Origin of the sequence: Streptomyces flavofungini (assembly GCF_030388665.1) — a bacterium.
GTDB lineage: Bacteria > Actinomycetota > Actinomycetes > Streptomycetales > Streptomycetaceae > Streptomyces > Streptomyces flavofungini_A.
This window is the reverse complement of sequence record NZ_CP128846.1, coordinates 2,813,026-2,839,639: the sequence shown is the minus strand read 5'-3', so window position 1 is coordinate 2,839,639 and position 26,614 is coordinate 2,813,026. Positions and strand designations below refer to the sequence as shown.

The window sequence follows — 26,614 nt, the reverse complement described above, 5'->3', positions numbered from 1 at the left end:
AGCTGGTTCCATTGACTCGGTCGGAGCACGGCCGTGCGGACAGGTCGAGCACATCGGGCAAGTCGTGAAGGGGCGGTTACGGGTGAGTGCGTCGGGCACGGCCGCGGGCGACGGGGCCTCCCCTGTTCGAGCGCGCCCGCGGGCTGGGGGAAACGTCGAGCACATGCTGCGCCAGGTGGCGCCGGGACGCTACGACGCGTATGAGGCGCTGCTCGCAGCCCTCGCCGACGGCCAGGTGTGGATGCTTCTGTGGCACGGCCAGTCGGGTTCCCCCGACGCGCAGTACGGCAACATGGAGGTCGAAGGACTCGGCTACGCCCCCTGTGTGACCTCCGCCCAGGAGCTCTCCGCCAGCGGCTGGAACCGCGGCTACGAGGTCCTCGGCGGCCTCGACGCGGCCCGCGCGCTGTACCCCGACCACTACGGCCTGTGGCTGAATCCGCACGCCCCGGGCGGCGGCGTCGGCATCCCCTGGCTGGACCTGCGCCGCATCGCCAGTGGCCTGGACCTGCAGCCCGCAGGGCCGCTGCGGCTGACCGAGCCGACCATCGAACTCCCGCAGTTCTACGCCCTGTTGAGCCAGAACGCCCACCGCACCCCGACGGTCCGCTCGCTGCGCCGCGCCTGGGTGCAGCCCGCGCTCGGCGCCCCGTACCTGGCCATCGGCCTCGACGTGTACGACACCTCGCCGGGCGCGGTGGACACGGTCCGCGCGATGATGCAGCAGTCCATCGGCGCCGTCCCCGAGGGACTGCCGGTCTCCACGGTGGCGATGGCCGACCCGCACGACCCGGTCGCGATGTGGCTGCGCGCCAACGCCCGCCCGTTCTACGACCGCGACGCGCAGGCGGCCCCGGCCCCCGCCGCGGGCGGATACGGCTATCCCGCCGCGTACTGAACAAAACGGTGCAAACCCCTCCGCACTGATCCGGACAGCGTCCGGATTTCGCCGGTGCGGGCCTCGCTGATCAGCGCCGATGTGCGCGATGTCCGGCAATGGTGCGGGAGTGACGCTATGGGTCCCCGTGGCGTCTTGACCCCGAAGTGCCCCGCGTTCGCCCGGCGTTCAGTCTCGTCCGGATAACGGAACACCTCGATCAGCATCACGGTTGCGCATCCATTCCCCGACAAGTCTGGTAACAGATCACGACCCCGTTGAAGACTCCCGCTCCAAGGGGTCTTCGCCCCTGTGTACGACGGACGATTCACGTCGCTACAGCGGCAAGTGCGGGCCGGTCACCGCCGGTTGAGAGGGGTCCCTGCCACGATGACGGCGCCATTGCATGACACACCTGCGGATGCGAAACCCACCGAGGACGTCGCTCCCGCAGCTGGTGCGGGGGTGAAGAAGGTCGAGGGACGGTCGCTCAAGCAGATCGCCTGGAACCGACTCAAGCGGGACAAGGTCGCCCTGGCCGGCGGAATCACCGTGCTCGTTCTGGTCCTGGTCGCGGTCTTCGCGCCCCTGATCGTCAACCTCCTCGGGCACCCGCCGAACGACTTCCACCAGGAGAAGCTGGACCCGCTGACGAACCTGCCCCAGGGCGCGTTCGGCGGTGTCAGCAGCGACTTCCTCTTCGGCGTCGAGCCCAACAAGGGCCGCGACGTGTTCAGCCGGATCGTCTACGGCGCGCGGATCTCGCTGCTCGTGGCCTTCCTCGCCGCGATCGTCGCCGTGGTGCTCGGCACGCTCTTCGGGATCATCGCCGGCTACTTCGGCGGCTGGGTCGACGCCCTGATCAGCCGCGTGATGGACGTGCTGCTCTCCTTCCCGCAGCTGCTCTTCATCATCTCCCTGATCTCCGTGCTCCCCGACGATCTGCTGGGACTACAGGGGACGAGCGTGCGCGTCGCGATCCTCGTCCTGGTCATCGGCTTCTTCGGCTGGCCGTACATCGGGCGCATCGTGCGCGGCCAGACGCTCTCGCTGCGCGAGCGGGAGTACGTGGAGGCGGCCAAGAGCCTCGGCGGCGGTCGGCGCCACATCCTCTTCCGCGAACTGCTGCCGAACCTGGTCGCTCCGATCACGGTCTACGCGACCCTGATGATTCCCACCAACATCCTCACGGAAGCCGCCCTCAGCTTCTTGGGCGCGGGTGTCAAGCCGCCGACCGCCTCCTGGGGCGGAATGCTGCGGGACGCTCTCGAAACGTACGAGCACGACCCGATGTTCATGGTCTTCCCAGGCGTGACGATCTTCATCACGGTGCTCGCCTTCAACCTCTTCGGGGACGGTCTGCGCGACGCGCTCGACCCCAAGGGAACCCGCTAGCAGGCCCAACTGACTTGCCCCTGCCGCTGGTCAGGTGGCTCTTTCCATGGTTCTTCGGCGGCTATGAGCCAGGGACCGCTAATCTCGGAGGTTGCGAGAAAATGCCCAGAGTTTCCTCGAAACGACGGCTCACCGCCGGTGCGGCCCTCGTCGTCGCGGCGCTGGTGACGACCACGGCGTGCGGCGGTGGCGACGACGACGACGGCGGCAACGGCAAAGGCGCGGGCTACAACGCCGCCCTGAACAAGGTCGCCAACCCGTCGAAGAAGGCCGGCGGCACCCTGCGCATGGTCGGCAAGCAGGACCTCGACTCGGCCGACCCGCAGCGTGCCTACTACGGCATGTCCTGGGACTTCATGCGCTTCTACACCCGGCAGCTGGTGTCGTACGACACCAAGCCCGGCAAGGAGGGCACGAAGCTGGTCCCGGACCTCGCCGAGTCCACCGCGGAGATCTCCAAGGACGGCAAGACCTACACGTACAAGCTGCGTGACGGTCTCACCTGGGAGGACGGCTCGGCGCTGACCTCCAAGGACGTCAAGTACGGCATCGAGCGCCTGTGGGCGACGGACACCATCACCGGTGGCCCCGGCTACATCCGCCAGACGCTCGACCCCAAGGGCGAGTACAAGGGCCCGTACAAGGACACGTCCAAGGACAAGCTCGGTCTGAAGGCGATCGAGACGCCCGACGACAAGACCATCATCTTCAAGCTGCCCAAGCGCAACGGTGACTTCGAGCAGTTCCTGGCGATGCCCGCAGGATCCCCGGTGAAGGCGGCCAAGGACACCAAGGCCAAGTACACCCAGCGGCCGTTCTCCTCGGGCCCGTACAAGTTCTCCGAGTACAAGGCCGGCAAGAAGATCGTCCTGGTCCGCAACGACAAGTGGAAGAAGGCCTCGGACCCGATCCGTCCGGCGCTGCCCGACAAGATCGACGTGACGATCTCCGCCAACCTGGAGGAGAACGACAAGCGTCTGATGGCCGGCGACTACGACGTCGACCTCAACGGCACCGGCATGACCCAGTCCGGCCGTGTCACCGCCGTGCAGAAGCACAAGGGCAGCGTCGACAACATGCACACCTCCTTCGTGCGCTACGTCGCCCTGATCCACACGGCGAAGCCGTTCGACAACGTCCACTGCCGCAAGGCCGTCTTCTACGGCACGGACTTCGCGGGCCTGCAGCAGACCCGCGGCGGTGCCCTGGCCGCCGGCGACATCGCCAACAGCACCCTGCCGAAGGCGATCCCGGGCTACAGCGACTACGACCCCTACGGCGTCCTGGAGCGCAAGGGCAAGCCGGACATCGCCAAGGCCAAGGACGAGCTGAAGCAGTGCGGCAAGCCCAACGGCTTCAGCGCCAAGCTCACCGCCCGCAACAACAACCCGGGTGAGGTCGACACCGCAGAGGCCCTGCAGGCCCAGCTCAAGAAGGTCGGCATCAACGTCTCCGTCGAGCAGCTCGACGGCGCCGACTCCGCCAGCATCACCGGCTCGCCGTCCGTCGTGCGGAAGCGCGGCTACAGCATGCAGATGAGCGGCTGGGGCCCGGACTTCCCGACCGGCCAGGGCTACGCGCAGCCGCTGTTCGACAGCCGTTTCCTCAACGAGAACGGCAACTACAACGAGTCCCAGATCAAGGACAAGAAGATCGACGCCATGTTCGACGAGGCGATCGCTCAGACCGACCCGGCCAAGGCCGCGGAGATCTACAAGAAGCTCGACAAGCGCATCCTCGACCAGGCGGACTGGATGCCGTTCCTGTACGAGAAGAACATCACCTGGCGCGGTCCGCGGCTGACGAACGCGTACATGTCCGACGCGTACAACGGCCGGTACGACTACGTCTCGCTCGGCGTCAACCAGAAGTAGCCGGCGGCACGCCGCGGCGGGCGCAGGCCCGCCGCGGCGACCGCACTTGATCTCCCGTCCCGCCACCGCCGCATCCCGCCAGTCCGAAGGGCAGGTGATGGCCCCGGGCGGTGGCCGGAGCCCCTCACGAGGGGGCACCGGCCACCGCCGGGCCGCGCACAGTGCTTGCTTATCTCATCCGGCGCCTGATCGCCGTCATCATCATGGTGCTGGTCGTACTGCTCGCGACCTTCACCGTCTTCTACATGCTGCCCAAGTGGGCGGGACAGGACATCGCCGTCCTCTTCGCCGGCAAGCAGGCCGGAGCCGAGCAGCTCGAGGGCATCCGGACCAAACTCGGCCTCAACGACCCCCTGATCGTCCAGTTCTGGGACTTCATCAAGGGCATCCCGATGGGGCGCGACTACACCAACGGCAGTGACGTCACCCACTGCCCCGCACCCTGCTTCGGCTACTCCTTCCGCACCGAGGCCCCCGTTTGGGAGACCCTCAAGGACGCCCTGCCCGTCACCGGCGCGCTCGCCGCCGGTGCCTGTGTGCTGTGGCTCGGCGCCGGTGTCCTCACCGGTGTGGTCTCCGCGCTCAAGCGGGGCACCATCTGGGACCGCGCCGCGATGACCACCGCCCTCGGCGGCGTCTCGCTCCCCGTCTTCTTCACCGGCATGATCGCGATGGGCATCTTCGTCCACAACCTGGGCTGGGTGAAGATCGCCGACAGCCTCAGTACGGACGACTCCATCGACGTCTGGTTCCAGACGCTGATCCTGCCCTGGGTCGTGCTCGCCTTCCTCAACGCCGCGATGTACGCCCGCCTCACCCGCGCCACCATGCTGGAAGTGCTCGGCGAGGACTACATCCGCACCGCGCGCGCCAAGGGCCTCGGAGAGCCCGCCGTCATCCGCAGACACGCGCTGCGCTCCGCGATGACACCGATCCTCACCGTCTTCGGACTCGACCTCGGCGTGCTCATGGGCGGCGCCGTGCTCACCGAGTCCACCTTCAACCTTCCGGGCCTCGGCCTGGAAGCGGTCAGGGCCATCAGCAGCAAGGACCTGCCCGTGATCCTCGGCGTCACCCTGTGTGCGGCCCTCGCGATCGCCATCGCCAACCTCGTCGTGGACCTCCTGTACGCCGTCATCGACCCGCGAGTGAGGCTGGGATGACCGAACTGTCCAAGAGCGGAGCGGCGCCCGCGGGCGCCGCGGAAGCCACGGTGTCGAAGACCGGCACGGCCGTCGGCGAGGTCGTCGCCGACTCGCCCGCTCCCACCGCCTTCCTCGAGGTGCGCGACCTCAAGGTGCACTTCCCGACCGACGACGGCCTGGTCAAGTCCGTCGACGGGCTCAGCTTCAGCCTGGAGAAGGGCCGCACGCTCGGCATCGTCGGCGAGTCCGGGTCCGGCAAGTCCGTCACCTCGCTCGGCATCCTCGGCCTGCACACCGCCGGGCAGTACGGCCGCCGCAAGGCCCAGCTCTCCGGCGAGATCTGGCTGAACGGCACCGAACTGCTCAGCGCGCCCCAGGACGAGGTGCGCAAGCTGCGCGGCCGCGAGATGGCGATGATCTTCCAGGACCCGCTGTCCGCGCTGCACCCGTACTACTCCATCGGCAAGCAGATCATCGAGGCGTACCGGGTCCACCACAACGTGGACAAGAAGGTCGCCCGCAAGCGCGCCATCGAGATGCTCGACCGGGTGGGCATCCCCCAGCCGGACAAGCGCGTCGACTCCTACCCGCACGAGTTCTCCGGCGGCATGCGCCAGCGCGCGATGATCGCCATGGCGCTCGTCAACAACCCCGAACTGCTCATCGCCGACGAGCCGACCACGGCCCTCGACGTGACGGTGCAGGCGCAGATCCTGGACCTGATCCGGGACCTGCAGAAGGAGTTCGGCTCCGCGGTCATCATGATCACCCACGACCTCGGCGTGGTGGCGGAGATGGCCGACGAGCTGCTCGTGATGTACGGCGGCCGCTGCGTCGAGCGCGGCTCCGCGCAGCAGGTCTTCTACGAGCCCCAGCACCCCTACACCTGGGGGCTGCTCGGCTCGATGCCGCGCATCGACCGCGAGGAGACCGAGCGCCTCGTCCCGGTCAAGGGCTCCCCGCCCAGCCTCATCAACCTGCCGAGCGGCTGCGCCTTCAACCCGCGCTGCCCGTACGCCGACGTGCCCAAGGACCAGATCACGCGCAGCGAGCGCCCCGAGCTGAGCTTGGTCGGCTCCGGGCACTACTCGGCCTGCCACATGTCGCGCGAGGAGCGCACCAAGATCTGGACCGAAGAGATTGCGCCGAAGCTGTGAAGGACCAGGACATGACCATGCCCGCGCAGGCGAAACCCGCCCCGGACTCCGAGCGGGACGTGCTCCTCAAGGTCGAAGGACTGGTGAAGCACTTCCCCATCAAGAAGGGGCTCCTGCAGCGCCAGGTCGCGGCCGTCCAGGCCGTCGACGGGATCAGCTTCGACGTGCGCTCCGGTGAGACCCTCGGCGTCGTCGGCGAGTCCGGCTGCGGCAAGTCGACCATGGGCCGGCTCATCACGCGGCTGCTCGAACCGACCGGCGGGCGGGTGGAGTTCGAGGGCACGGACATCACGCACCTGGGCACGGCGAAGATGCGGCCGCTGCGCCGCGACGTCCAGATGATCTTCCAGGACCCGTACTCGTCGCTGAACCCCCGGCACACCATCGGCACGATCGTCGGCGCGCCCTTCAAGCTCCAGGGCGTGAACCCCGAGGGCGGCGTCAAGAAGACCGTCCAGGGCATGCTGGAGCGGGTCGGCCTGAGCCCCGAGCACTACAACCGCTACCCGCACGAGTTCTCCGGCGGTCAGCGGCAGCGCATCGGCATCGCGCGGGCGCTCGCCCTGCAGCCGAAGCTGGTCGTGGCGGACGAGCCGGTGTCGGCCCTCGACGTGTCCATCCAGGCCCAGGTGGTCAACCTCCTGGACGACCTGCAGGACGAGCTCGGCCTCACCTACGTGATCATCGCGCACGACCTGTCGGTCATCCGGCACGTGTCCGACCGCATCGCGGTCATGTACCTCGGCAAGATCGTCGAGCTCGCGGACCGCAAGGACTTGTACACCAAGCCCATGCACCCGTACACGAAGGCGCTCCTGTCCGCGGTGCCGGTGCCCGACCCCAAGCGGCGCGGGGGCAAGAGCGAGCGCATCCTGCTGCGTGGCGACGTGCCCTCGCCGATCGACCCGCCGAAGGGGTGCCGCTTCCACACGCGGTGCTGGAAGGCGACGGAGATCTGCGCGGTCAAGGAGCCGCCGTTCGTGGCCCTGGAGACGGCGCACCAGGTGGCGTGCCACCACCCGGAGAACGCGCCGGACCAGGCGCCGGAGGACACGAAGCTGCTCTCCGTGGCCCGAGAGGCCATTGATGTGGTGTCGGTCACCACGGCGGCGGATGTCGCTGCCGCGGAGCCCGCTGCCGCGGAGCCTGAGGGCGAGGCCGCTCCGGCGAAGGCGCCCGCTGCCGCGGAGGCCGAGGGTGACGCTGCCCCGGCGAAGGAGGAGCCTGCCGCCAAGGCGACCGACGCGACGAAGGACTGACCTCACGCCGATCGGCCTGCGGCCTCGTCCTCAATCGCCGGACGGGCTCTTCTTCCCGCCCGCCCCGTTTCAGGGGCGGGCGGGAGGCTTTCGCCGCTTGCCCGGCCCGCCGGAAGTGACGGCGGATGGGCGGGGGAATGCCCGGCTTGCCGGACGAAGGGCGGATGGGCGGGGGGAAAGCCCGTCCGGCGATTGAGGACGAGCTCGGCGGAGCCGGCGATGCGGGGGTGACCCCCGGCCGGGGGACAATGCGGCGTGCTTCAGGAACTGTTCAGTCCGGGGGTCCAGCACGCACTGGACATCGTCGGCATCTTCGTCTTCGCGATCTCCGGCGCCCTCCTCGCCGTCCGCAAGAACTTCGACGTCTTCGGCATCGCCGTGCTCGCCGAGGTCACGGCCCTGGGCGGCGGCCTCTTCCGCGACCTGGTGATCGGCGCGGTGCCTCCGGCCGCGTTCACGGACCTCGGCTACTTCCTCACCCCGCTGTTCGCCGCGCTCCTTGTGTTCTTCCTGCACCCGCAGGTCGAGCGCACCCAGTTCGCGGTGAACGTCTTCGACGCGGCGGGCCTCGGCCTGTTCTGCGTCACGGGCACCACGAAGGCGTACGACCACGGGCTCGGCCTGACCGCGTCGGCGACCCTGGGCCTGGCCACGGCGGTGGGCGGCGGCGTGCTGCGCGACATCATCGCCAACGAGGTCCCGTCCCTGGTGCGCTGGGACCGCGACCTCTACGCGGTCCCCGCCATCGTGGGGGCCACCATCGTCGCCCTGTGCATCCGCTTCGACACGCTGAACGGCCTGACGACGGCGCTGGCCATCGTCACGGCGTTCGTCCTGCGACTGCTCGCGATGCACTACCACTGGCGGGCGCCGCGCGCGTGGAACCGCCGCTCCTCGGCGTCGGAGGAGCCAGAGCATAAAGCTACCGCTTAGTAGTTTTGTGTTGTACGTTGCCGGTATGGCTGACACAGCAGCGGCGCCCACGGTGCGCGCCACGGTCGGGGACAGCGAGTTCGACCGCGACACGGCGGTCGCCCGGCGGGAGCCCGGCGTCTACGACATCGACCTCTCCGCGGGCTGGACCATCGTCAACGCCGTCAACGGCGGCTATCTCCTCGCCGTCGTCGGCCGCGCCCTCGCGGACGCGCTGCCGCACTCCGACCCGTTCACGATCTCCGCGCACTATCTGACGGCGTCCGACCCGGGTCCCGCCGTGATCCGCACCGAGACCGTGCGCACGGGACGCGGCCTCTCCACCGGACAGGCCTCCCTGGTGCAGTTCGAGGCCGACGGCACCGAGGTCGAGCGGCTGCGCGTGCTCGCCTCGTACGGAGACCTGGACGCCCTGCCCGACGACGTGCGCACGACCGCCGAGCCCCCGCAGCTGCCCCCGGTCGACCAGTGCTTCGGCGCCGACGACGCCCCCGCCGAGCAGCGCGCGGTGCCCGGCTCGTCCGCGATCGCCGACCGGCTGTGGCTGAAGCTGGACCCGTCCACGCTCGGCTGGGCGCTCGGCCGGCCGTCGGGCAAGGGCGAGATGCGGGCGTGGTTCGGGCTCGCCGACGGGCGCGACGCGGATCCGCTGTCGCTGCTGCTCGCCGTGGACGCGCTGCCGCCGACGGCGTTCGAGATGGGCCTCTCCGGCTGGGTGCCCACCATCGAGCTCACCGTCCACGTGCGGGCCAGGCCCGCTCCCGGACCGCTGCGCGTCGCCATCACCACCCGCAACCTCGCCGGCGGCTTCCTGGAGGAGGACGCCGAGGTCTGGGACTCCGCGGACCGCCTGGTGGCACAGTCCCGCCAGCTCGCCCGCGCCCGCCTGCGCTGACAGAGCCGCACCCCCCCCGCCCGGGCCGACCTCCGCGGCCCGGGCGGCGCGCGTCCGGGCACGCTCACGCGGTCGTCCGGGCAGCCTCACCCGGTCGTCCGGGCAGCCTCACGCGGTCAGGCACACCCCCGCGTACGACACCCCGCCGACCACCACCCATGCGCACAGCCCCACGAGCCCCACCCGGCCCCCGGTGCGCACCAGCGTCCGCAGGTCCACCGCGCTGCCGAGGCCGAACAGGGCGGCGGCGAGCAGCAGTTCCTGGGCGACCCCGGCCGCGTCGAGCGCCGGGTCCGGGAGCCAGCCGGTGCTGCGTACGCCGACCATCGCCACGAACCCCGCGACGAACAGCGGCACCAGCGGCGGCCGCCGCTCACCGGCGTCGGGGGTCCCGGCCGCCGAGGCCGCGCGCCGGGCCCGTACCGCGATCGCCACGCCCGCGACCAGCGGCGCGAGCAGCGCCACCCGCATCAGCTTGACGAGGACGCCCTCGCCGAGGGCCGTGCCCCCCGCGGTCTGCGCGGTGGCGACGACCTGGCCCACGTCGTGCACGCTCGCCCCGACCCAGCGCCCGAACTCCGCGTCGGTGAGCCCCAACGGCCCCTGGAGCAGGGGGAGCACGGCGATGGCGAGCGTCCCGCAGAGCGTCACCACCGCCACCGACGCGGCCGTGTCGCGCTCCTCGCTGCGGGAGACGTCGCTGACCGCGCCGATCGCCGAGGCCCCGCAGATCGAGTAGCCGGTGGCGATGAGGAGCGGCTGGTCGCCGGGCAGGCCCAGCTTCCGGCCGAGCCACCAGGTGCCGAAGAACGTCGCCGCGACCACCACGAGCACCATCGCGACGGTCGCCCAGCCGACCCCGAGCACATCACGCAGGCTGAGCTTCAGGCCGAGCAGCACCACGCCGACCCGCATCAGGCGCTTCGCGGCGAAGGTGAGGCCGGGCCTGGCCCAGCCGCGTACCCACACCCGGGAACCCGGCACCTGCGCGGCGGCGAGGCCGAGGACGATGGCGACCGTCAGCATCGGCACGTCCGGCACGAGCCGGTGCGTCAGCCAGGCGACGGCGACGCCCGCCGCGGCCAGGGCGAGGCCCGGCCAGGGGCCGGTGACGGGCACAGGCGGACGCGGCGCCGACGCCGTCCTCGGCGGGCGCTGTCCGAGCAGGGCCATCAGCGGTCGGCCGGGAGGTCGTACACCCGGCGCACGCTGCTGCCGAGCCGTCCGATGTCCGCGCCGTAGACGTGCAGGGAGATCGCGCGTCCCGCGCCCGCGTTCCACACCCGGTGGATGTCCCCGGGCGGCGCGAAGCCGCACACCGCGCCCTGCGGGTTCACCACGTCCTCCGTGGCGACGAGGTGGGCGGGAACGCCGTCCTCGGCGGGCACGAGCCGGTAGCGCCGCTCGTGCTCCTCGCCCTCGTGCACGCCGGTCACGCACCACGACACGTGGTCGTGCACGGACGTGCGCTGGCCGGGCAGCCACACCAGGCCGACGAGGGAGAAGCTGCCGTCGCTCTCGGCGTGCAGGAGGTGCTGGCGGTAGCGGTCGGGGTCGCCCTCGCACTGCTCGGGGGTGAGCAGGTCGGCGGTGCCCAGGTGCGGGGCGAGGCGCTCGCCCACCAGGTACGCGGTCAGGTCCGGGGGGAGGCCGCGGCCGACGGCCTCGCGTATCTCCGCGACGAGCGCGTCGAGGCGCGGCGTCGTACAGGGGCGGGCGGTCGCGGTGCGGGTGTGCGCGGTGGGGGTGGTCATACCGGCAGGGTCGGCCCGCCCCATCCATCACGTCCAACGACAGTTCTTTGGCGTGACCTCAAAAAGTGCTTATGTTTTGCCCGTTCAACGGCCGACGCGGTGGCCCGTGGCCGGTCCGGTCAGCAGCCCACGCGGTTGGCCGCGACCGCCTTCAGCTCGTCGAGCACGAGTGCCGTGGCCGGAATGCGCAGGTGCTCCCGCAGGACGTACGCCGACACCTGCCGCCGCGACGCCGGGTCGAGCGGGCGGCCCGTGACCGAGCGGTGGCACAGGAAGTTCAGGACGAGGCCCGGCATCATCGCGATGCCGAGGCCCTCGGAGACCAGGCTCTGGATGACGAGGTTGTCGTCGGTGGTGAAGGCGATGTCCGGGGCGAAGCCCTGCTCGGCGCACTCGTGCAGGAAGTTGGCGCGGCAGCGCAGGCACCCGGCGATCCAGCGCTCCTCGGACAGGTCGGCGAGCCGCACCGAGCGGCGCCGCGCCATCGGGTGCCTGGTGGGCATCAGGACCGTCAACTGGTCTTCCATCAGCGGTACTTCGACGACCTCGTCCGGCACCTCCTCGAGCAGGCCGGGATAGGTGAAGGCGAGGGTGACGTCGGCGTCGCCGTGCACCAGGCGCTGCAGGGACTCCGGCGGCTCGTACTCCTGCAGTTCGACGCGGATGCCGCGGTGGTCGCGGGCGAGGCGGGCCAGCGCCTCCGGTATCAGCGTGGCCGTGGCGCTCGGGAACGCGCACAGTCTGACCCGGCCGGTGCGCAGCCGCGTGATCGCGTTCATCTGCTGCTGGGCCGCGTCGATGTTGCCGAGGATCACACCGGCGTGCCGGGAGAGTGCCTCGCCCGCCTCCGTCAGCCGCATCCGGCGGCCGACACGGGTGAAAAGGACCGTGCCCACGGACCGTTCGAGCGCCTTCATCTGCTGGGTGATCGCCGGTTGCGTATAGCCGAGCGAGCGGGCCGCGGCGGAGTACGAGCCGGTGCGGACCACTTCGTGGAAGGACCTGATGTGCCGGGAGTCGAACACGGTCGAATCATAAGCAGAATTTGGGAACAAGTGACGGTCCCTTTCCGTCGCTTCTGGACGCGCGGCGAGCGGGGCGGGCCGCCCTGAGCCGGGTCGAGCGGGCCGGTTCGGGTCGAGCGGGCCGGTTCGGATCGGGTGCGCCGGGTCGGATCGGGTGCGTGCGCGATCCTTGGCCGTGTGAAGTCCGACCGGCTGCTCTCGATCCTGCTGCTGCTCCAGACCCGTGGCACCGTGCCCGCGCCCGAACTCGCCGAGCGCCTGGAGGTGTCCGTCCGCACCATCTACCGCGACGTCGACGCGCTGTCCGCCGCGGGCGTCCCGGTGTACGCCGAGCGCGGGCGGCACGGCGGCATCACGCTGCTGCCCGGCTACCGCACCGACGTCACGGGCCTGACCGCCGACGAGTCCCGCGCCCTCTTCGTCCTCGCCGCGCAGGGCGCCCACGCCGCGCTCGGCCTGGACGCGGCCATCGGCTCGGCCCTGCGCAAGGTGATGGCGGCGCTGCCCGCACCGCACCGGCCCGCCGCCGAGCTCACCAGCCGCCGCATCCTCGTCGACTCCTCCCGCTGGACGCGCGGCCCCGGTTCCGGGCTGCCCCTGGACCATCTGGGCACGCTCCAGGACGCGGTCTTCGCCGACCTGCGGGTGCGCGTGAACTATGTGCACAGCGGATCGGAAAGCGGGCGCGACTACACCCTCGACCCCTACGGCCTGGTGTCGAAGGCGGGCGTCTGGTACCTCGTCGCCGACCGGGACGGCGAGCCGAAGCTCTTCCGCGCGGACCGGGTGCGCTCGGCGAGCCTGACGGACGAGGCGGTGCGGCGCCGCCCGGGCGTCGAACTCGCGGAGGTGTGGGAGGCGTTGAAGCAGTGGGTGGAGCGGCGCACCGGCGGCATCGACGTGACCGCGCGGGTGCGCAGGGACCGCTACGGGCGCTTTCTGCGGCTGCACGGGGGCGCGGTCACGGAGATCGTGGAGGAGGACGGGGCGGACCGGGGGGACGGGGCGGAGCGCGAGGCCGGGGAGGGGCGGCGGGGCGGGGACGCCGAGGGCACGGGGGAGTGGGTGACCGTGCGCCTCGTCGTCGAGGAGCGGCGGGCGGCGCGCGTCCTGCTCGCCTTCTCCGACGCCGTCGAGGTCCTTTCGCCGCCGGAGATCCGCGAAGAGCTGGCGCGGGCCGCCGCGGCTGTCAGCGCACTGTACGAGGGCCCGCATTGAGGAAACGCGCGAGCTCCCCCGTGAGTTCCGCCGGCGCGTCCTCCTGTACGAGATGTCCCGCGCCCTCGATCAGGCGCAGCTCCGCGCCGGGGACGAGACCGGCGAACTCGTGGCCGCGCGCCACCGGGATCCAGGTGTCCTCGGTGCCCCAGCAGACCAGGACGGGCAGCGCCAACTCGCCGTACCTGCCCTGGATCTCGTCCGTGAAGCGCTGGTCGTTCTGCGCGATCTGGCGGTAGAACGCGGGCCTGCCGGCTTCCGTGCACCAGGGCGCCACGAGCCGGTCGAGCACGGCCGGGTGCAGCCCCCGGTGACTCGCCGATCCGACGTACTCCCGCACCAGCGCCTCGTGCAGCGCGGGCGGCAGCTGGGCGAACACGTCCGCGTGCGCGCCGAGCAGCCGGTACGTGGGCGAGCCCCACGGCGCGAGGGCCACCGGGTCGACCACGGCGAGCCTGGCGTAGCGCGCGCCGTGCAGCAGGTGCGCCCGCAGGGCCACGCAGCCGCCGAAGTCGTGGGCGAGGACGGCCGGGGGCTCCTGCCCGTCCAGGCCCCAGTGGGCGAGCAGTTCGGTGAACACGCGGGCCTGCGCGGCCAGCGAGACGTCCTGCCCGGCCCGCATCTCGGACGCCCCGTACCCGGGCAGATCCCATACGTACACGCGGTGTCCGCCCGCGAGCGCCCTGGCGACGCCCCGCCAGACGTACGACGAGAACGGGGTGCCGTGGACCAGGACGACGGGGGGCGCGTCGGCCGGGCCGAGGGCGGTCCAGCGGACGGCGCCCGACGAGGAGGCGAAGGTCTGGTCGAGCGGCCAGTCGGAGTGCGTGGCTGTCATGACCGAGAAGGCTAGTTGCCCCTTACGGAAACGTCGAGTACCGGCCAGACTGGTCCGCTGTCATTCGCTGTCATCCGCTGTCATTCGCCGTCATCCGTGGTTCTTGTCCGTCGTCGCGTCCAGCCAGTGCCGGCGCCCCAGGGTGAGCAGTCGCAGCTGTCTGCGGGCCCGGTCGGCCACGGGCTCCTCGTCGTCGGTCCCCAGGAGCGCGGACGCGGTCATCACCATGTGGTCCACGTACATCCGGGCGAGCATCAGCAGGTCCGCCTCGCTCCAGCCCGCCGCCTCCGGCTCCTTGGCGAACTGCGCCGCCACCTCCTCGGTGAACAGCGCGAGTTGGCCCCCTATCGCCTCCCGCACCGCCTTCACGCCGCCGTGCTGTTCACGGGCGATGAAGCGGGCGTGCGCGGGATACGTCCGGACGTACGCGACGATCAGGTCCACGGCGGCCGCGATGCGCTCCTCGCCGTCACCGGTCGCCGCGAGCGTGGCGACCAGCGTGGTGTGCAGGCTGCCCAGGGCCTCCTCGACCAGGGCCACGCCCAGGTCGGCCGTGTCGCGGAAGTGCCGGTAGAAGGCGGTGGGGGCCACCCCGGCGGCCCGGGTCACCTCGCGCAGGCCGAGGCTGGACAGGCTCTGCTCCGCGAGCAGGTGCAGCGCCGCGTCGAGCAGGGCCTGCCGGGTCTTCTGCTTCTGCGCCTGCCGGGCGCCCGTGGCCGGGCCGTCGAGGGTGTGACTCATGCCATGCAGTTAACAACTGTTCTCCGAGTTTTGAAAGCCGCGGAGTGAGTAGACTCTCTAGTCAGTGAACAGTTGTAACCACAAGCGTTCACCGAAGGTTCGGCAGCTGTCCGGCCGTCCACGGTCATCCGTATGGATTCTGGAGGGGTCCTTCTCATGCTGTTCCTCGTCGCCGCGCTCCTTCTCCTCGGCGTCGCCATGGGCACCGTGGCGCACGCCCCGCTGTCCGTCTCCGTCGTCCTGGCCGCCGTCATCGGCGTCTGGCTCGTGGTGTTCGCGCTGCGCGAGCGGCACGCGCGCCACCGCTGACCGGCGTACGGCCGCCCGACTCCCTACGACCTCCCACCACTCCGAGGAGTCGCACCATGGAACTCACCGCACAGGCGCCCACCGACCGCGAGCCGCGGACGACCGGCACCGGTCCGCAGCCGACCGACGGCGGTTCGCAGTCGACCGGCACCGGTTCGCAGCCGACCGGCGGCGAGTCGCGGAACCGGCCCGTCGGCCGCCGTGACACCGACGGCATGGCCGTGGCCTCCTTCGTCCTCGGCCTGCTCGGACTGCTCGTCCTGAACATCGTGCTCGGCCCCGTCGCCATCGTCCTCGCGTCCCTCGCGCTCTGGCGCGGCACCGCGCGACGCGGCCGCGCGCTGCTCGGCCTCGGGCTCGGCGTGGCCGATCTCGTCGTCCTCGGCACACTGATGTCCCTGAACAACTCGGTGTCCTGGAGCTTCGCGGGCTGACCGGCGCAGACGCGCCACCGCGGCGTCGGGGCCGCCGGGCGCGGCTCGTAGAATCGTGCCCACCATGGCCTACCTCGACCACGCCGCGACCACCCCGATGCTTCCGGAAGCGATCTCGGCGATGACCGCCCAGCTCGCCGTCACCGGCAACGCCTCCTCGCTGCACGCGGCGGGCCGCCGGGCTCGCCGCACCGTCGAGGAGGCCCGCGAGACGCTGGCCGAGTCGCTCGGCGCGCGCCCCAGTGAGGTCGTCCTGACCTCGGGCGGCACCGAGGCGGACAACCTGGCCGTGAAGGGCCTCTACTGGGCGCGGCGCTCCGGCGCGGACGGCGGCCCCGCCCGCACCCGGGTCCTCGCCAGCCCCGTCGAGCACCACGCCGTCCTCGACGCCGTCGACTGGCTCGGCGAGCACGAGGGCGCCACCGTCGAGTACCTCCCCGTGGACGCGCACGGCCGCGTGCACCCCGAGGCGTTGCGCGAGGCCATCGTCCGCAACCCCGAAGACGTCGCCCTCGCCACCGTCATGTGGGCCAACAACGAGATCGGCACGCTCCAGCCGGTGCGTGAACTGGCCGACGTCTGCGCCGAGTTCGACGTGCCGCTGCACGCCGACGCCGTGCAGGCCTTCGGTCAGGTGCCCGTCGACTTCGGCGCCTCCGGGCTCGCCGCGATGACCGTCTCCGGGCACAAGATCGGCGGCCCCTACGGCATCGGCGCGCTGCTGCTCGGCCGCGCCCACAGCCCCGTGCCCGTGCTGCACGGCGGCGGCCAGGAGCGGCACGTGCGCTCCGGCACCCTGGACGTGCCCGCGGTCGCCGCGTTCGCCGTGGCCGGGCGGCTCGCCGCCGAGCGCCGCGAGTGGTTCGCCCGCGAGATCGGCGCGCTGCGCGACCAACTCGTCGCGGCCGTCCGCGCCGCCGTCCCGGACGCGATCCTCGGCGGCGACCCCGACCCCGCGGGGCGCCTTCCGGCCAACGCCCACTTCACCTTCCCCGGCTGCGAGGGCGACTCGCTCCTGCTGCTCCTGGACGCGCAGGGCATCGAGTGCTCCACCGGCTCGGCGTGCACCGCGGGCGTCGCCCAGCCCAGCCACGTCCTCCTCGCCACCGGCACCGACCCGGACCTGGCCCGCGGCACCCTGCGGTTCTCCCTCGGACACACGTCGACGAAGGCGGACGTGGACGCGGTGGCGGCGGCGATCGGCCCGGCGGTGGAGCGGGCGCGGACGGCGGGCTTGAGCTAGGCGCTGTCCGCTCCGGGGCGGTTCTCCCCGCGCTCACCTTTCCGCTGGGCAGGCGCCCCGGTCCGCGCAGGCCGACGGGGCCGATCCCGCTCCCGCCGCACAAGCCGCAGATACCGGTCCCAGTCCCAGTGCGGCCCCGGATCCGTGTGATCCGTCCCCTCCACCTCCACGTGCCCGATGATGTGCTCCCGGTCCACCGGGATGTCGTACCGCTCGCAGATCCCCGCCGTGAGCCGCGCGGACGCCTCGTACATCGCGTCCGTGAACGACTCCTTCTTCTCCACGAAGCCCTCGTGCTCGATGCCCACACTGCGTTCGTTCATGCTCCTGTTGCCCGCGTGGAACGCCACGTCGAGCTCGCGGATCATCTGGGCGATGTGGCCGTCCTTGCGGACCACGTAGTGCGCGGCGGCGCCGTGGCCGGGGTCCTTGAAGACCTTCAGGGCGGTGCGGTACCCGCCCTGCACGACGTGGATGACGACGCGGTCGATCTCGTAGTCGTCGGGGCGGTCGGCCCGCCGCCAGTTCGCGGAGGACGCCGCTATCCACTGCGCGCCCCGGGCGTCGACCACGCCCTCCTCGCGCTTCTTCACCACTCCGGGGACCCGCCACCACAGGCGCCCCAGCTCGTCGCGGGCGACCACCGCGGTGCCCACGCCCACGAGTGCCGTGCCGCCGAGCAGCACCGCGCGCCGGCTGACCGCGCGCTCGGGCTCGGACGGGGCCTGGCCGCCGTCCTCGGTGCTCTCCGCCTTCTCGTCCCCCATGTGATCCTCAACGCATACTCAGGGGCGCCGGGTTCCCACGGACCCGTACCCTGTTAGGGCTATGACTTCGCAGATCCCGTCGGCCCCGCCGCGCACCAGCCGCCCGCTCCGTGTCCTCGCCGCCATGTCCGGCGGGGTGGATTCCGCCGTCGCCGCCGCCCGTGCCGCCGAAGCGGGGCACGACGTGACCGGTGTGCACCTGGCGCTGTCGGCGAACCCGCAGTCGTTCCGCACGGGCGCGCGCGGCTGCTGCACCATCGAGGACTCGCGCGACGCCCGCCGCGCGGCGGACGTCATCGGCATCCCGTTCTACGTGTGGGACCTCGCCGAGCGCTTCCGCGAGGACGTGGTCGAGGACTTCATCGCCGAGTACGAGGCCGGGCGCACCCCGAACCCCTGCCTGCGCTGCAACGAGAAGATCAAGTTCGCGGCGCTCCTGGACAAGGCCCTGGCCCTCGGCTTCGACGCGGTCTGCACCGGCCACTACGCCCAGGTGGTCACGGGCGAGGACGGGGTGCGCGAGCTGCACCGCGCCTCGGACATGGCCAAGGACCAGAGCTACGTCCTCGGGGTGCTCGACGACCGGCAGCTCGCGCACGCGATGTTCCCGCTCGGCGACACCGTCACCACGAAGGACGAGATCCGCGCGGAGGCCGAGCGCCGGGGCCTCGCCGTCGCCAAGAAGCCGGACTCGCACGACATCTGCTTCATCGCCGACGGCGACACCCAGGGCTTCCTCGCCTCCCGCCTCGGCAAGGCGGAGGGCGACATCGTCGACGAGTCCGGCGCGGTCGTCGGCAGCCACGAGGGCGCCTTCGGCTTCACGATCGGCCAGCGCAAGGGCCTGCGCATCGGCACGCCCGCGCCCGACGGCAAGCCCCGCTACGTCCTGGACATCTCCCCGGTCGACAACCGCGTGACGGTCGGCCCCGCCGCGTCCCTCGACGTGACGTTCCTGACGGCCATCAAGCCCCGCTGGTGCGGTGCCGCCCCCACCGGGGCGGGCACCTACACCGCGCAGCTGCGCGCCCACGGCGGCGAGACGCCGGTGACGGCGGAGCTGGTGGGCGACGAACTGCGGGTGTCCTTCGAGGAGCCGGTGCGGGGGGTCGCCCCCGGGCAGGCGATCGTCCTGTACGACGGCACGCGTGTGGTCGGCTCGGCGACCATCGCCGCGACGGAGCGGGCCGCTGCGCCGGCCTGAGCCTGGGCTCGGTCGGCCCGGGCTATGGGGCGGCGCCCCTTTCCCCCTGATCGGCGCTCCGCGCCTCGTCCTCAAACGCCGGACGGGCTGAGATCCTCGCCGGACGTCGGCCGAGGGTATTCGGCCCGTCCGGCGATCGAGGACGAGCCGCGGAGCGGCGATGCGGGGGAGAGGGGCGCAACCCCTACGCGTCACGCCACCGTGAGGACCAGCTTGCCCTGGGTGCGGGAGAGTTCGCCCAAGGCGTGCGCCTCGGCCGCCCGCTCCAGCGGGAACGTCTCGGCGACCTCCGCGCGCAGGCGCCCCTCCTCCACCAGCCGGGCGATCTCCAGCATCCCGTGCCGGTCCGGCTCCACGATGGTCCAGCCCGCGTGGACGCCCGCCTCCCGTGCCCGCGCGGCGTCCGGCAGGCCGCCCGGGTCGGGCAGCGTCACCAGGTGGCCGCCGCGCCGCAGCACGGGCAGTGAGCGGTCGCCGTACGCCCCGCCGACGCCGTCGAGGACCACGTCCACGTCCCGTACGGCCTCGGCGAAGTCCGTCGTCGTGTAGTCGATCAGCTCGTCCGCGCCGAGGGAGCGCAGGAAGTCGTGCTTGTCGGCGCGCGCCGTCCCGATGACGTACGCGCCCTGCGCCTTGGCGATCTGCACGGCGAGGTGGCCGACGCCCCCGGCCGCCGCGTGGATCAGGACGCGCTGGCCCGCGCGCAGCCCCGCCGTCTCGATCAGGCCCTGCCAGGCGGTGAGCGCCGCCAGGGGCAGCGCGGCGGCCTCCACGTGGTCGATGTTCGCGGGCTTGCGGGCGAAGCGCCGGGCCGGGGCGACGACGTACTCGGCGTAGCCGCCCGCCTGCTCCGGGAAGCGCGGCATGCCGAACACCTCGTCCCCGGGGGCGAACAGCGTCACCCCGGGGCCCACGGCCTCGACCGTGCCGGACACGTCGTAGCCGAGGATCGGGGTGTCCCCCCACGTCCCGAACTCGCCCGCGGCCCGCGTCTTCCAGTCCACCGGATTCACCCCGGCCGCGTGCACCTTCACCAGGATCTCGGTGATCCCTGGCTCGGGCCGGTCCACCTCGACGGGGACGAGGACGTCGGGGGCGCCCCACGCGCGCGGGCTGACGGCACGCATGGTGGCGGTCGTACGGGAGCTCATCGATCTGGTCCTTTCTGTTGAGCGACCACCAGGGTGCGCCCGCGGGACCACGCGCGGTGCTGGCAGTTTGGCCATCATGTGACAGAATCTGGCCATGGCATCTCGGAGCACGCACCGCGTCGTCGTCCTCGCCCTGGAGGGTGTGTACGCCTTCGAGCTGGGCATCGCCTCGCGTGTCTTCGGCACCGCGCGGGACGAGGCGGGACACCCGCTGTACGACATCGTGGTGTGCACCGTGGACGGCCGCCCCGTGCGGACGGAAGCGGGCTTCTCCGTAGCCGTCGAGCACGGATCCGAGGCCCTGGAGAGCGCCGACACGGTCGTGATCCCGCCGACGAGCGAACTCGACAAGGGCCTGGCCGGCGGCCTGCTCCCGGAGCCGGTCGCCGCCGCGCTCGGCCGGATCAGGACCGGCGCCCGCCTGGTGTCGTTCTGCAGCGCCTCCTACGTCCTGGCCGCCGCCGGGCTCCTCGACGGCCGCCCCGCGACGACCCACTGGCACGTCGCCCCGCACTTCCAGCGCACCTACCCGCGCGTGCGCGTGGACGAGGACGTGCTCTTCGTGGACGACGGCGACATCCTCACCTCCGCCGGGGTGGCCGCCGGGGTCGACCTGTGTCTGCACCTGGTGCGCCGCGACCACGGCAGCGCCGTCGCCAACCACGTCGCCCGCACCTGCGTCGTGCCGCCCTGGCGCGACGGCGGGCAGGCGCAGTACATCGAGCGGCCCGTCCCCGAGGCGACCCTCGCCACCACCGCGAACACGCGCGCGTGGGCGCTGCAGCGGCTCCAGGAGCCGCTGACGCTGGGCGAGATGGCCGACCACGCGCGCATGAGCCTGCGCACGTTCACGCGCCGCTTCCGCGACGAGGTGGGCACCACGCCGGGCCGGTGGCTCACGGCTCAGCGCCTCGAACTGGCCCGCCACCTCCTGGAGACCAGCGACCTGCCCATCGACCTGGTCGCCCACCGCGCGGGCTTCGGCACCGCCAACTCGCTGCGCCAGCACATGCGGTCCGTACTCGGCGTCTCTCCGGCCGCCTACCGCAGGACGTTCACGGCGGCCGCCGCGTAGCGCTCCGCTCGGTGCGGAGGAGGGGTGCCCGCGGGCCGGTGGGGGGTTGTCCCGCGGGGCGGAAGGGGCTTGTCGCGCAGTTCCGCGCCCCTCCGGGGACTCCCCGCGCCCCCGTCGGTCAGTTCGGGGTCACCTCCGTGACCTCGTAGAAGCAGAAGTGGTCCTTGATCTGAGCCACGTCGGGCTTCGGCTCCGGGTACGCCCACACGGCGTCCGGGGTTCCCGGCAGCGACCAGTAGGACGCCGTCCCCTTGAAGGGGCAGTACGTGTGCGTGTCGGACGGCGTGAGGAGGTCGGTGCGCACATCCTCCGGAGGCAGGTAGTAGCGCACCGGGAAGCCCGTCTCGCGCAGCAGCAGCGGGCGCGTGCTCTCGGCCACGACCTGGCCGTCCTGTGTCACGCGCACGTGCTGGGTGCCCTGCTCGACGGTGATGAGGTGTCCCTGGGTCACGGTGGTGCCCTTCCGTTGAGTCTCCGTAGGAGTCGTCTTCCTGGTTCAGCACGCCCGCGGGGATCGTTCTTCCCGGTTCCGGGCGCTGCCGGAGCGCCGGAGCCGAAACGCACGGTGGACGCCATGAACATCTGTGTCTTCCTCTCCGCCGCCGACCTGCCCGAGACCTGCACCCGCCCCGCCCGCGAGTTCGCCGAGCTGCTCGGCAAGGGTGGTCACACGCCGGTGTGGGGAGGTTCGGACGTGGGCCTGATGAAGGTCGTCGCGGACGGCGTGCAGGAGGCCGACGGCCGCCTCATGGGCGGCTCGGTCGACTTCCTCGCCGCCAAGGCCAGGCCCGGCGTCGACGACATGGTGAGCGCCAAGGACCTCGCCAGGGGGTCCCCCTGGTCCTTAAGACCTTGGGGAGCAAGGCGCTGCTCCTGGAGAAGGCCGACGCGGTCGTGATCATGGTGGGCGGCACCGGCACCCTCGACGAGGCCACCGAGATCCTGGAGCTGAAGAAGCACGGCCGCACCAGCAAGCCGGTGGTGCTGCTCAACTCCGGCGGGTTCTACGACGGGTTGAAGGAGCGGTTCCGCCGCATGGAGGACGAGGGCTTCCTGCCGGTGCCGCTGACCGACCTGGTCTTCTTCGCGGAGGAGCCGGTGGGCGCCCTCGCGTACCTGGAGGAGGCCATGGGCACGCGCTGACCGGGCGCAATGCGACGATGGGCACATGGCAACTCATGTGATCACCGGGGCGGGCTCCGGCATCGGCGCGGCCGTCGCCCGCCGCCTCCACGCGCGCGGGGACACCCTCGTGCTGCACGCGCGCGACGCGGGCCGCGCCAAGGAGCTCGCCGCCGAGTTCCCGGGCGCGAGCACCCTCGTCGGCGACCTCGCCGACCCCGACAGGCTCTCCTGGGCCTTCTCGCACCAGAGCCTCCCGGACCGCGTGGACTCGCTCCTGCACATCGCGGGCGTCGTCGACCTCGGCCCCGTCGGCGACCTCACCCCCAAGACCTGGCGCCACCAGCTGAACGTCAACCTGATCGCGCCCGCCGAGCTGACCCGGCACTTCCTGCCCCAACTCCGCGTCGCCGAAGGTCACGTGATCTTCGTGAACTCCGGCGCGGGCCTGCGCGCGAGCGCCGAGTGGTCGGCGTACGCGGCCTCCAAGCACGGCCTGAAGGCACTCGCCGACTCCCTGCGCAACGAGGAGCACGGCAACGGCGTGCGCGTCACCTCCGTCTACCCCGGGCGCACGGCGAGCCCCATGCAGGCCAAGGTGCACCAGCAGGAGGGCAAGGAGTACGACGCCGCGCGGTGGATCGACCCCGAGTCGGTCGCCACCACGATCCTGATGGCCCTCGACCTGCCGCGCGACGCCGAGGTCAACGACCTCACGGTGCGGCCCGGACGGTGAGCGAGGCGGTGAGCGTGATGCGGTGGGGCGGCGCCACCGGCGTCGGATCGATGCCCGGCGGCGACGCCCGCGAGACGGCGAAGACGGTGACCGGCACGTTCGACGGTGCCGATGAGGGCATGCCGTACCTGGCCGAGCTGCCCGCGCGCGGACCCGGCGCCGACATGATCGGCCGCACGGCCGGGCTGCTCGTCGAGCTGTACGCGCGCGTGGAGCCCAGCGGCTGGCGCCTCGGCGACCGGCCGGGACGCGACACGCGCCGCGCGGCGTCCTGGCTCGGCGAGGACCTGGACGCCCTGGAGGAGTTCACCCAGGGCTACACGGGCCCGCTGAAGGTCCAGGCCGTCGGCCCCTGGACGCTCGCGGCCGCCCTGGAGCTGCGCAACGGCGAGGCCGCGCTCTCCGACCCCGGCGCCTGCCGTGACCTGGCCGGATCACTCACGGAAGGACTGCGCGGCCACCTCGCGGAGGTCAAGCGGCGGGTACCGGGAGCGGACCTCGTCCTCCAGCTCGACGAGCCCTCGCTCACCGCGGTGCTGCGCGGACGGATCAGGACCGCGAGCCAGTACCGCACGCACCGTGCCGTGGACCGGCAGCTCGTCGAGAGCGCGCTGCGCGACGTCCTCGCCGTCCACGAAGGACCCTCGCTGGTCCACTCCTGCGCGCCCGACGTACCGTTCGCGCTGCTGCGCAGGGCGGGCGCCGACGCCGTGTCGTTCGACTTCTCGCTGCTCACCGAGCGTGATGACGAGGTACTGGGAGAGGCCGTCGAGGCCGGCACGAAGCTGTTCGCCGGTGTCGTACCGGGCACGGACGGTCCATTGTCAGACCCTGCCGGTAGCGTCATGGGTGTCAGGACGCTGTGGCGCAGGCTGGGGCTGAATCCGGGGTCACTCGCGGAGTCGGTCACGGTCACGCCGTCGTGCGGTCTCGCGGGCGCTTCGCCCGCATATGCCCGCGCGGCGCTCGCCCACTGCGCCCGGGCGGCGAGATCACTCGCGGACTCTCCTGAGTAACGCTGAGCAACTGGGTCTGAAGGCAACGGGAGGACGAGACGGTGGCTGTCGAACAGGAAGGCACGGTGCCCGCCGAGGCACGCGACGAGCACGCCCAGCTGGCCGAGCGGATCGAGGAGCACCGCTTCCGGTACTACGTGAAGGACCAGCCGGTCATCAGCGACGCCGAGTTCGACAAGCTGCTGCGCTCGCTGGAGGCCCTGGAGGAGCGCTACTCGGAGCTGCGCACGCCGGACTCGCCGACCCAGAAGGTCGCCGGGGCCTACGAGACCGACTTCGCCTCCGTCGAGCACCGCGAGCGGATGCTCTCCCTCGACAACGCCTTCGACGACGAGGAGCTCGCCGCCTGGGCCGACCGCGTCGCCAAGGAAGTGGGCACCGGCGACCACCACTTCCTGTGCGAGCTGAAGATCGACGGCCTCGCGGTCAACCTGACGTACGAGCACGGCCGGCTGACCCGTGCCGCCACCCGCGGCGACGGTCGCACGGGCGAGGACATCACGCCCAACGTCCGCACCATCGCGGACATCCCCGAGCGCCTCAAGGGCGACCGGATCCCGGCCCTCGTCGAGATCCGCGGCGAGGTCTTCTTCCCCATGGAGAAGTTCGAGGAGCTGAACGCCCGCCTGGTGGCGGCCGGCGACAAGCCCTTCGCCAACCCGCGCAACGCGGCGGCGGGTTCGCTGCGCCAGAAGGACCCCCGGGTCACGGCGACCCGCCCGCTGCACATGGTGGTGCACGGCATCGGCGCCCGCGAGGGCTTCGACATCGACCGCCTCTCGCAGGCGTACGGCCTGCTGCGCGAGTGGGGCCTGCCCACCGCCAAGCACAACAAGGTGGTCGGCGGCCTCGACGAGGTCCGCGCGTTCATCACGCACTTCGGCGAGAACCGCCACTCCGTGGAGCACGAGATCGACGGCGTCGTCGTCAAGCTCGACGAGATCCCGCTCCAGGGCCGCCTCGGCTCCACCTCCCGCGCCCCCCGCTGGGCCATCGCGTGGAAGTACGCGCCCGAGGAGGTCAACACCAAGCTCGTCGACATCAGAGTCGGCGTCGGCCGCACCGGCCGCGTCACGCCGTACGCCGTCGTGGAGCCCGTCACCGTCGCGGGCTCCGAGGTCGAGTTCGCCACGCTGCACAACCAGGACGTGGTCAAGGCCAAGGGCGTCCTCATCGGTGACACGGTGGTGCTCCGCAAGGCGGGCGACGTCATCCCGGAGATCCTCGGCCCGGTCGTCGACCTGCGCGACGGCAGCGAGCGCGAGTTCGTGATGCCCGCCGAGTGCCCCGAGTGCGGCACGGCGCTGCGGCCCATGAAGGAGGGCGACATCGACCTCCGCTGCCCGAACGGACGGACGTGCCCCGCCCAGTTGCGCGAGCGCCTGTTCTATCTCGCGGGCCGTAAATGCCTGGACATCGAGAACTTCGGTTACGTCGCCGCGGCCGCGCTCACCTCCCCGCTGGAGCCCGCCACGCCGCCCATCCTGAACGAGGGCGACATCTTCGACCTGAAGGTCGAGGAACTCCTCCCGATCAAGTCCTACGTCCTCGACCAGAACTCGGGCCTGCCCAAGCGCGACCCCAAGACCGGCGAGGAAAAGGTGGTGTTCTTCTTCGCCAACCAGAAGGGCGAGCCGAAGAAGAACACCCTCGCCATGCTGGAGAACATCGCCGCGGCCAAGGAACGCCCGCTCGCCCGTGTCCTCACCGGCCTTTCCATCCGCCATGTGGGCCCGGTCGCGGCCGAGGCGCTGGCCCGTGAGTTCCGCTCCATCGACCGCATCGAGCAGGCCACGGAGGAGGAGCTGACCAACACCGACGGCGTCGGCGAGATCGTCGCGAAGTCCCTCAAGGAGTGGTTCGCCGAGGACTGGCACCAGGAGATCATCCGCAAGTGGCGGGCCGCCGGAGTCCGGATGGAGGAAGAGGGCGGGGGCGAGGACGAGGGGCCGCGTCCCCTGGAAGGACTCACCGTCGTCGTCACGGGCACCCTGGAGAACCACACCCGGGATGGCGCGAAAGAAGCTCTGCAGAGCCGCGGTGCGAAAGTCACCGGTTCCGTTTCAAAGAAGACGGGATTCGTCGTTGTGGGGGACAACCCCGGTTCGAAGTACGACAAGGCCATGCAACTGAAGGTTCCGGTTCTCAACGAGGACGGCTTCGCCGTCCTGCTCGAACAAGGGGTGGAGGCCGCCCGGGAAGCCGCACTTCCGGCCGAAGAATAGCGGTTGAAGGCCACCCGTTCAGCGCATATCAGATGCATACGGGTGGCCGGGTCGCATTCGGGCAACCGTAGACGACCGCTGCCCGTGGAAGCCTTCTGCGGCCTACTGTTGAGGTGTGCGCCTGCCGTGCCCCGCTGCGGATGGGGTCCCCCCTGCTCGCCGAGAGCCGGGGCGGGGTTTTCGGACGCGGCTGTCCAGGGATCTTCAAGTCCGCGTGGCTC

At 71.6% G+C, this 26,614-nt stretch carries 25 protein-coding genes and 1 pseudogene; 18 read left to right on the top strand and 8 right to left on the bottom strand.

Going from position 1 to position 26,614, the window contains the following annotated elements; all coding sequences use genetic code 11:
• The first annotated feature begins 82 nt into the window (after window positions 1-82).
• The 8 genes from QUY26_RS11130 (at window position 83) to QUY26_RS11095 (ending at window position 9,535) form a co-directional block, all read left to right on the top strand.
• A complete protein-coding gene (locus tag QUY26_RS11130) occupies window positions 83-898 on the top strand; it encodes an enhanced serine sensitivity protein SseB C-terminal domain-containing protein (RefSeq protein ID WP_436840304.1) in 816 nt (271 codons plus the stop codon).
• 369 nt (window positions 899-1,267) lie between these two features.
• Window positions 1,268-2,272: an ABC transporter permease gene (locus tag QUY26_RS11125; protein WP_289945512.1), complete on the top strand. Its 1,005-nt coding sequence runs from the start codon at window positions 1,268-1,270 to the stop codon at window positions 2,270-2,272.
• A gap of 101 nt (window positions 2,273-2,373) precedes the next feature.
• A complete protein-coding gene (locus tag QUY26_RS11120) occupies window positions 2,374-4,146 on the top strand; it encodes an ABC transporter substrate-binding protein (RefSeq protein WP_289945511.1) in 1,773 nt (590 codons plus the stop codon).
• Between the two features lie 161 nt (window positions 4,147-4,307).
• A complete protein-coding gene (locus QUY26_RS11115; protein ID WP_289945510.1) occupies window positions 4,308-5,309 on the top strand; it encodes an ABC transporter permease in 1,002 nt (333 codons plus the stop codon).
• The gene (locus QUY26_RS11110; protein WP_289945509.1) at window positions 5,306-6,448 is read left to right on the top strand and encodes an ABC transporter ATP-binding protein; all 1,143 of its coding nucleotides are present in this window, start codon (window positions 5,306-5,308) and stop codon (window positions 6,446-6,448) included. Before QUY26_RS11115 ends, QUY26_RS11110 begins: the two co-directional genes overlap by 4 nt.
• A gap of 11 nt (window positions 6,449-6,459) precedes the next feature.
• Entirely contained in the window at window positions 6,460-7,707 is a 1,248-nt protein-coding gene (locus QUY26_RS11105; RefSeq protein WP_289945508.1) for an ABC transporter ATP-binding protein, read from the top strand.
• 255 nt (window positions 7,708-7,962) lie between these two features.
• Entirely contained in the window at window positions 7,963-8,640 is a 678-nt protein-coding gene (locus tag QUY26_RS11100; RefSeq protein WP_289945507.1) for a trimeric intracellular cation channel family protein, read from the top strand.
• A 25-nt stretch (window positions 8,641-8,665) separates the two neighbouring features.
• Window positions 8,666-9,535, top strand: coding sequence for a thioesterase family protein (locus QUY26_RS11095; RefSeq protein WP_289945506.1), 870 nt, complete (start codon window positions 8,666-8,668; stop codon window positions 9,533-9,535).
• Between the two features lie 108 nt (window positions 9,536-9,643).
• Here the strand turns inward: QUY26_RS11095 and QUY26_RS11090 are convergent, their stop codons facing one another.
• The 3 genes from QUY26_RS11090 to QUY26_RS11080 all read right to left on the bottom strand — a co-directional run bounded on the left by QUY26_RS11090 (window position 9,644) and on the right by QUY26_RS11080 (window position 12,314).
• Window positions 9,644-10,708, bottom strand: a complete 1,065-nt coding sequence (locus tag QUY26_RS11090; protein WP_289945504.1) for a YeiH family protein — start codon at window positions 10,706-10,708, stop codon at window positions 9,644-9,646.
• Window positions 10,708-11,289 (bottom strand): cysteine dioxygenase family protein, encoded by a 582-nt coding sequence (locus QUY26_RS11085; protein ID WP_289945503.1) that lies wholly within the window; start codon window positions 11,287-11,289, stop codon window positions 10,708-10,710. The genes QUY26_RS11090 and QUY26_RS11085 overlap by 1 nt, the downstream gene beginning before the upstream one ends.
• 119 nt (window positions 11,290-11,408) lie before the next feature.
• Window positions 11,409-12,314: a LysR family transcriptional regulator gene (locus tag QUY26_RS11080; protein ID WP_289945502.1), complete on the bottom strand. Its 906-nt coding sequence runs from the start codon at window positions 12,312-12,314 to the stop codon at window positions 11,409-11,411.
• A gap of 177 nt (window positions 12,315-12,491) precedes the next feature.
• Between QUY26_RS11080 and QUY26_RS11075 the strand changes: the two genes are divergently transcribed.
• Window positions 12,492-13,532 (top strand): helix-turn-helix transcriptional regulator, encoded by a 1,041-nt coding sequence (locus QUY26_RS11075; RefSeq protein WP_289945500.1) that lies wholly within the window; start codon window positions 12,492-12,494, stop codon window positions 13,530-13,532.
• On the opposite strand, the gene QUY26_RS11070 is transcribed toward QUY26_RS11075, so the two are convergent.
• Window positions 13,504-14,370, bottom strand: coding sequence for an alpha/beta fold hydrolase (locus QUY26_RS11070; RefSeq protein WP_289945498.1), 867 nt, complete (start codon window positions 14,368-14,370; stop codon window positions 13,504-13,506). The two genes, QUY26_RS11075 and QUY26_RS11070, sit on opposite strands and share 29 nt — an antisense overlap.
• Before the next feature lie 90 nt (window positions 14,371-14,460).
• Entirely contained in the window at window positions 14,461-15,111 is a 651-nt protein-coding gene (locus QUY26_RS11065; RefSeq protein WP_289945497.1) for a TetR family transcriptional regulator, read from the bottom strand.
• Window positions 15,112-15,243: 132 nt separating this feature from the next.
• Here QUY26_RS11065 and QUY26_RS11060 point away from each other — a divergent pair, with 132 nt between their 5' ends.
• The 3 genes from QUY26_RS11060 to QUY26_RS11050 all read left to right on the top strand — a co-directional run bounded on the left by QUY26_RS11060 (window position 15,244) and on the right by QUY26_RS11050 (window position 17,097).
• Window positions 15,244-15,420, top strand: a complete 177-nt coding sequence (locus QUY26_RS11060; protein ID WP_289956411.1) for a hypothetical protein — start codon at window positions 15,244-15,246, stop codon at window positions 15,418-15,420.
• Window positions 15,421-15,635: 215 nt separating this feature from the next.
• Window positions 15,636-15,854 (top strand): DUF4190 domain-containing protein, encoded by a 219-nt coding sequence (locus tag QUY26_RS11055; protein WP_289955651.1) that lies wholly within the window; start codon window positions 15,636-15,638, stop codon window positions 15,852-15,854.
• A 64-nt stretch (window positions 15,855-15,918) separates the two neighbouring features.
• Entirely contained in the window at window positions 15,919-17,097 is a 1,179-nt protein-coding gene (locus QUY26_RS11050) for a cysteine desulfurase family protein (protein WP_289945496.1), read from the top strand.
• Here QUY26_RS11050 and QUY26_RS11045 read toward each other — a convergent pair.
• Entirely contained in the window at window positions 17,094-17,864 is a 771-nt protein-coding gene (locus QUY26_RS11045; RefSeq protein WP_289945495.1) for an N-acetylmuramoyl-L-alanine amidase, read from the bottom strand. The genes QUY26_RS11050 and QUY26_RS11045 overlap by 4 nt on opposite strands.
• A gap of 61 nt (window positions 17,865-17,925) precedes the next feature.
• Here QUY26_RS11045 and mnmA point away from each other — a divergent pair, with 61 nt between their 5' ends.
• Entirely contained in the window at window positions 17,926-19,068 is a 1,143-nt protein-coding gene (gene mnmA / locus QUY26_RS11040) for a tRNA 2-thiouridine(34) synthase MnmA (RefSeq protein ID WP_289945491.1), read from the top strand.
• Between the two features lie 191 nt (window positions 19,069-19,259).
• Here the strand turns inward: mnmA and QUY26_RS11035 are convergent, their stop codons facing one another.
• Window positions 19,260-20,219, bottom strand: a complete 960-nt coding sequence (locus tag QUY26_RS11035; protein ID WP_289945490.1) for an NADP-dependent oxidoreductase — start codon at window positions 20,217-20,219, stop codon at window positions 19,260-19,262.
• 94 nt (window positions 20,220-20,313) lie between these two features.
• Between QUY26_RS11035 and QUY26_RS11030 the strand changes: the two genes are divergently transcribed.
• Complete coding sequence (locus tag QUY26_RS11030; protein WP_289945489.1) at window positions 20,314-21,294, top strand: GlxA family transcriptional regulator; 981 nt, start codon at window positions 20,314-20,316, stop codon at window positions 21,292-21,294.
• Window positions 21,295-21,412: 118 nt separating this feature from the next.
• Here QUY26_RS11030 and QUY26_RS11025 read toward each other — a convergent pair whose 3' ends face one another.
• Entirely contained in the window at window positions 21,413-21,745 is a 333-nt protein-coding gene (locus QUY26_RS11025; protein ID WP_289945488.1) for a DUF427 domain-containing protein, read from the bottom strand.
• Window positions 21,746-21,868: 123 nt separating this feature from the next.
• Between QUY26_RS11025 and QUY26_RS11020 the strand changes: the two are divergent.
• The 4 genes and pseudogenes from QUY26_RS11020 to ligA all read left to right on the top strand — a co-directional run bounded on the left by QUY26_RS11020 (window position 21,869) and on the right by ligA (window position 26,393).
• Window positions 21,869-22,437, top strand: a pseudogene (locus QUY26_RS11020) (LOG family protein).
• Window positions 22,438-22,462: 25 nt separating this feature from the next.
• Entirely contained in the window at window positions 22,463-23,152 is a 690-nt protein-coding gene (locus QUY26_RS11015) for an SDR family oxidoreductase (RefSeq protein ID WP_289945487.1), read from the top strand.
• 17 nt (window positions 23,153-23,169) lie between these two features.
• The gene (locus QUY26_RS11010) at window positions 23,170-24,168 is read left to right on the top strand and encodes a methionine synthase (protein WP_289955650.1); all 999 of its coding nucleotides are present in this window, start codon (window positions 23,170-23,172) and stop codon (window positions 24,166-24,168) included.
• 41 nt (window positions 24,169-24,209) lie between these two features.
• The gene (gene ligA, locus QUY26_RS11005) at window positions 24,210-26,393 is read left to right on the top strand and encodes an NAD-dependent DNA ligase LigA (protein WP_289945485.1); all 2,184 of its coding nucleotides are present in this window, start codon (window positions 24,210-24,212) and stop codon (window positions 26,391-26,393) included.
• Window positions 26,394-26,614 lie beyond the last annotated feature (221 nt).

Excerpts from the sequence above, each read along its gene's own strand:
- mnmA (WP_289945491.1), top strand. The coding sequence starts at position 17,926 with ATGACTTCGCAGATCCCGTCGGCCCCGCCGCGCACCAGCCGCCCGCTC.
- QUY26_RS11070 (WP_289945498.1), bottom strand. The coding sequence starts at position 14,370 with ATGACAGCCACGCACTCCGACTGGCCGCTCGACCAGACCTTCGCCTCC.
- QUY26_RS11065 (WP_289945497.1), bottom strand. The coding sequence starts at position 15,111 with ATGAGTCACACCCTCGACGGCCCGGCCACGGGCGCCCGGCAGGCGCAG.
- QUY26_RS11060 (WP_289956411.1), top strand. The coding sequence starts at position 15,244 with ATGGATTCTGGAGGGGTCCTTCTCATGCTGTTCCTCGTCGCCGCGCTC.
- QUY26_RS11090 (WP_289945504.1), bottom strand. The coding sequence starts at position 10,708 with ATGGCCCTGCTCGGACAGCGCCCGCCGAGGACGGCGTCGGCGCCGCGT.
- QUY26_RS11085 (WP_289945503.1), bottom strand. The coding sequence starts at position 11,289 with ATGACCACCCCCACCGCGCACACCCGCACCGCGACCGCCCGCCCCTGT.
- QUY26_RS11035 (WP_289945490.1), bottom strand. The coding sequence starts at position 20,219 with ATGAGCTCCCGTACGACCGCCACCATGCGTGCCGTCAGCCCGCGCGCG.
- QUY26_RS11110 (WP_289945509.1), top strand. The coding sequence starts at position 5,306 with ATGACCGAACTGTCCAAGAGCGGAGCGGCGCCCGCGGGCGCCGCGGAA.
- QUY26_RS11120 (WP_289945511.1), top strand. The coding sequence starts at position 2,374 with ATGCCCAGAGTTTCCTCGAAACGACGGCTCACCGCCGGTGCGGCCCTC.
- QUY26_RS11015 (WP_289945487.1), top strand. The coding sequence starts at position 22,463 with ATGGCAACTCATGTGATCACCGGGGCGGGCTCCGGCATCGGCGCGGCC.
- QUY26_RS11050 (WP_289945496.1), top strand. The coding sequence starts at position 15,919 with ATGGCCTACCTCGACCACGCCGCGACCACCCCGATGCTTCCGGAAGCG.
- QUY26_RS11055 (WP_289955651.1), top strand. The coding sequence starts at position 15,636 with ATGGCCGTGGCCTCCTTCGTCCTCGGCCTGCTCGGACTGCTCGTCCTG.
- QUY26_RS11045 (WP_289945495.1), bottom strand. The coding sequence starts at position 17,864 with ATGGGGGACGAGAAGGCGGAGAGCACCGAGGACGGCGGCCAGGCCCCG.
- QUY26_RS11125 (WP_289945512.1), top strand. The coding sequence starts at position 1,268 with ATGACGGCGCCATTGCATGACACACCTGCGGATGCGAAACCCACCGAG.
- QUY26_RS11095 (WP_289945506.1), top strand. The coding sequence starts at position 8,666 with ATGGCTGACACAGCAGCGGCGCCCACGGTGCGCGCCACGGTCGGGGAC.
- QUY26_RS11010 (WP_289955650.1), top strand. The coding sequence starts at position 23,170 with ATGCGGTGGGGCGGCGCCACCGGCGTCGGATCGATGCCCGGCGGCGAC.
- QUY26_RS11105 (WP_289945508.1), top strand. The coding sequence starts at position 6,460 with ATGACCATGCCCGCGCAGGCGAAACCCGCCCCGGACTCCGAGCGGGAC.
- QUY26_RS11030 (WP_289945489.1), top strand. The coding sequence starts at position 20,314 with ATGGCATCTCGGAGCACGCACCGCGTCGTCGTCCTCGCCCTGGAGGGT.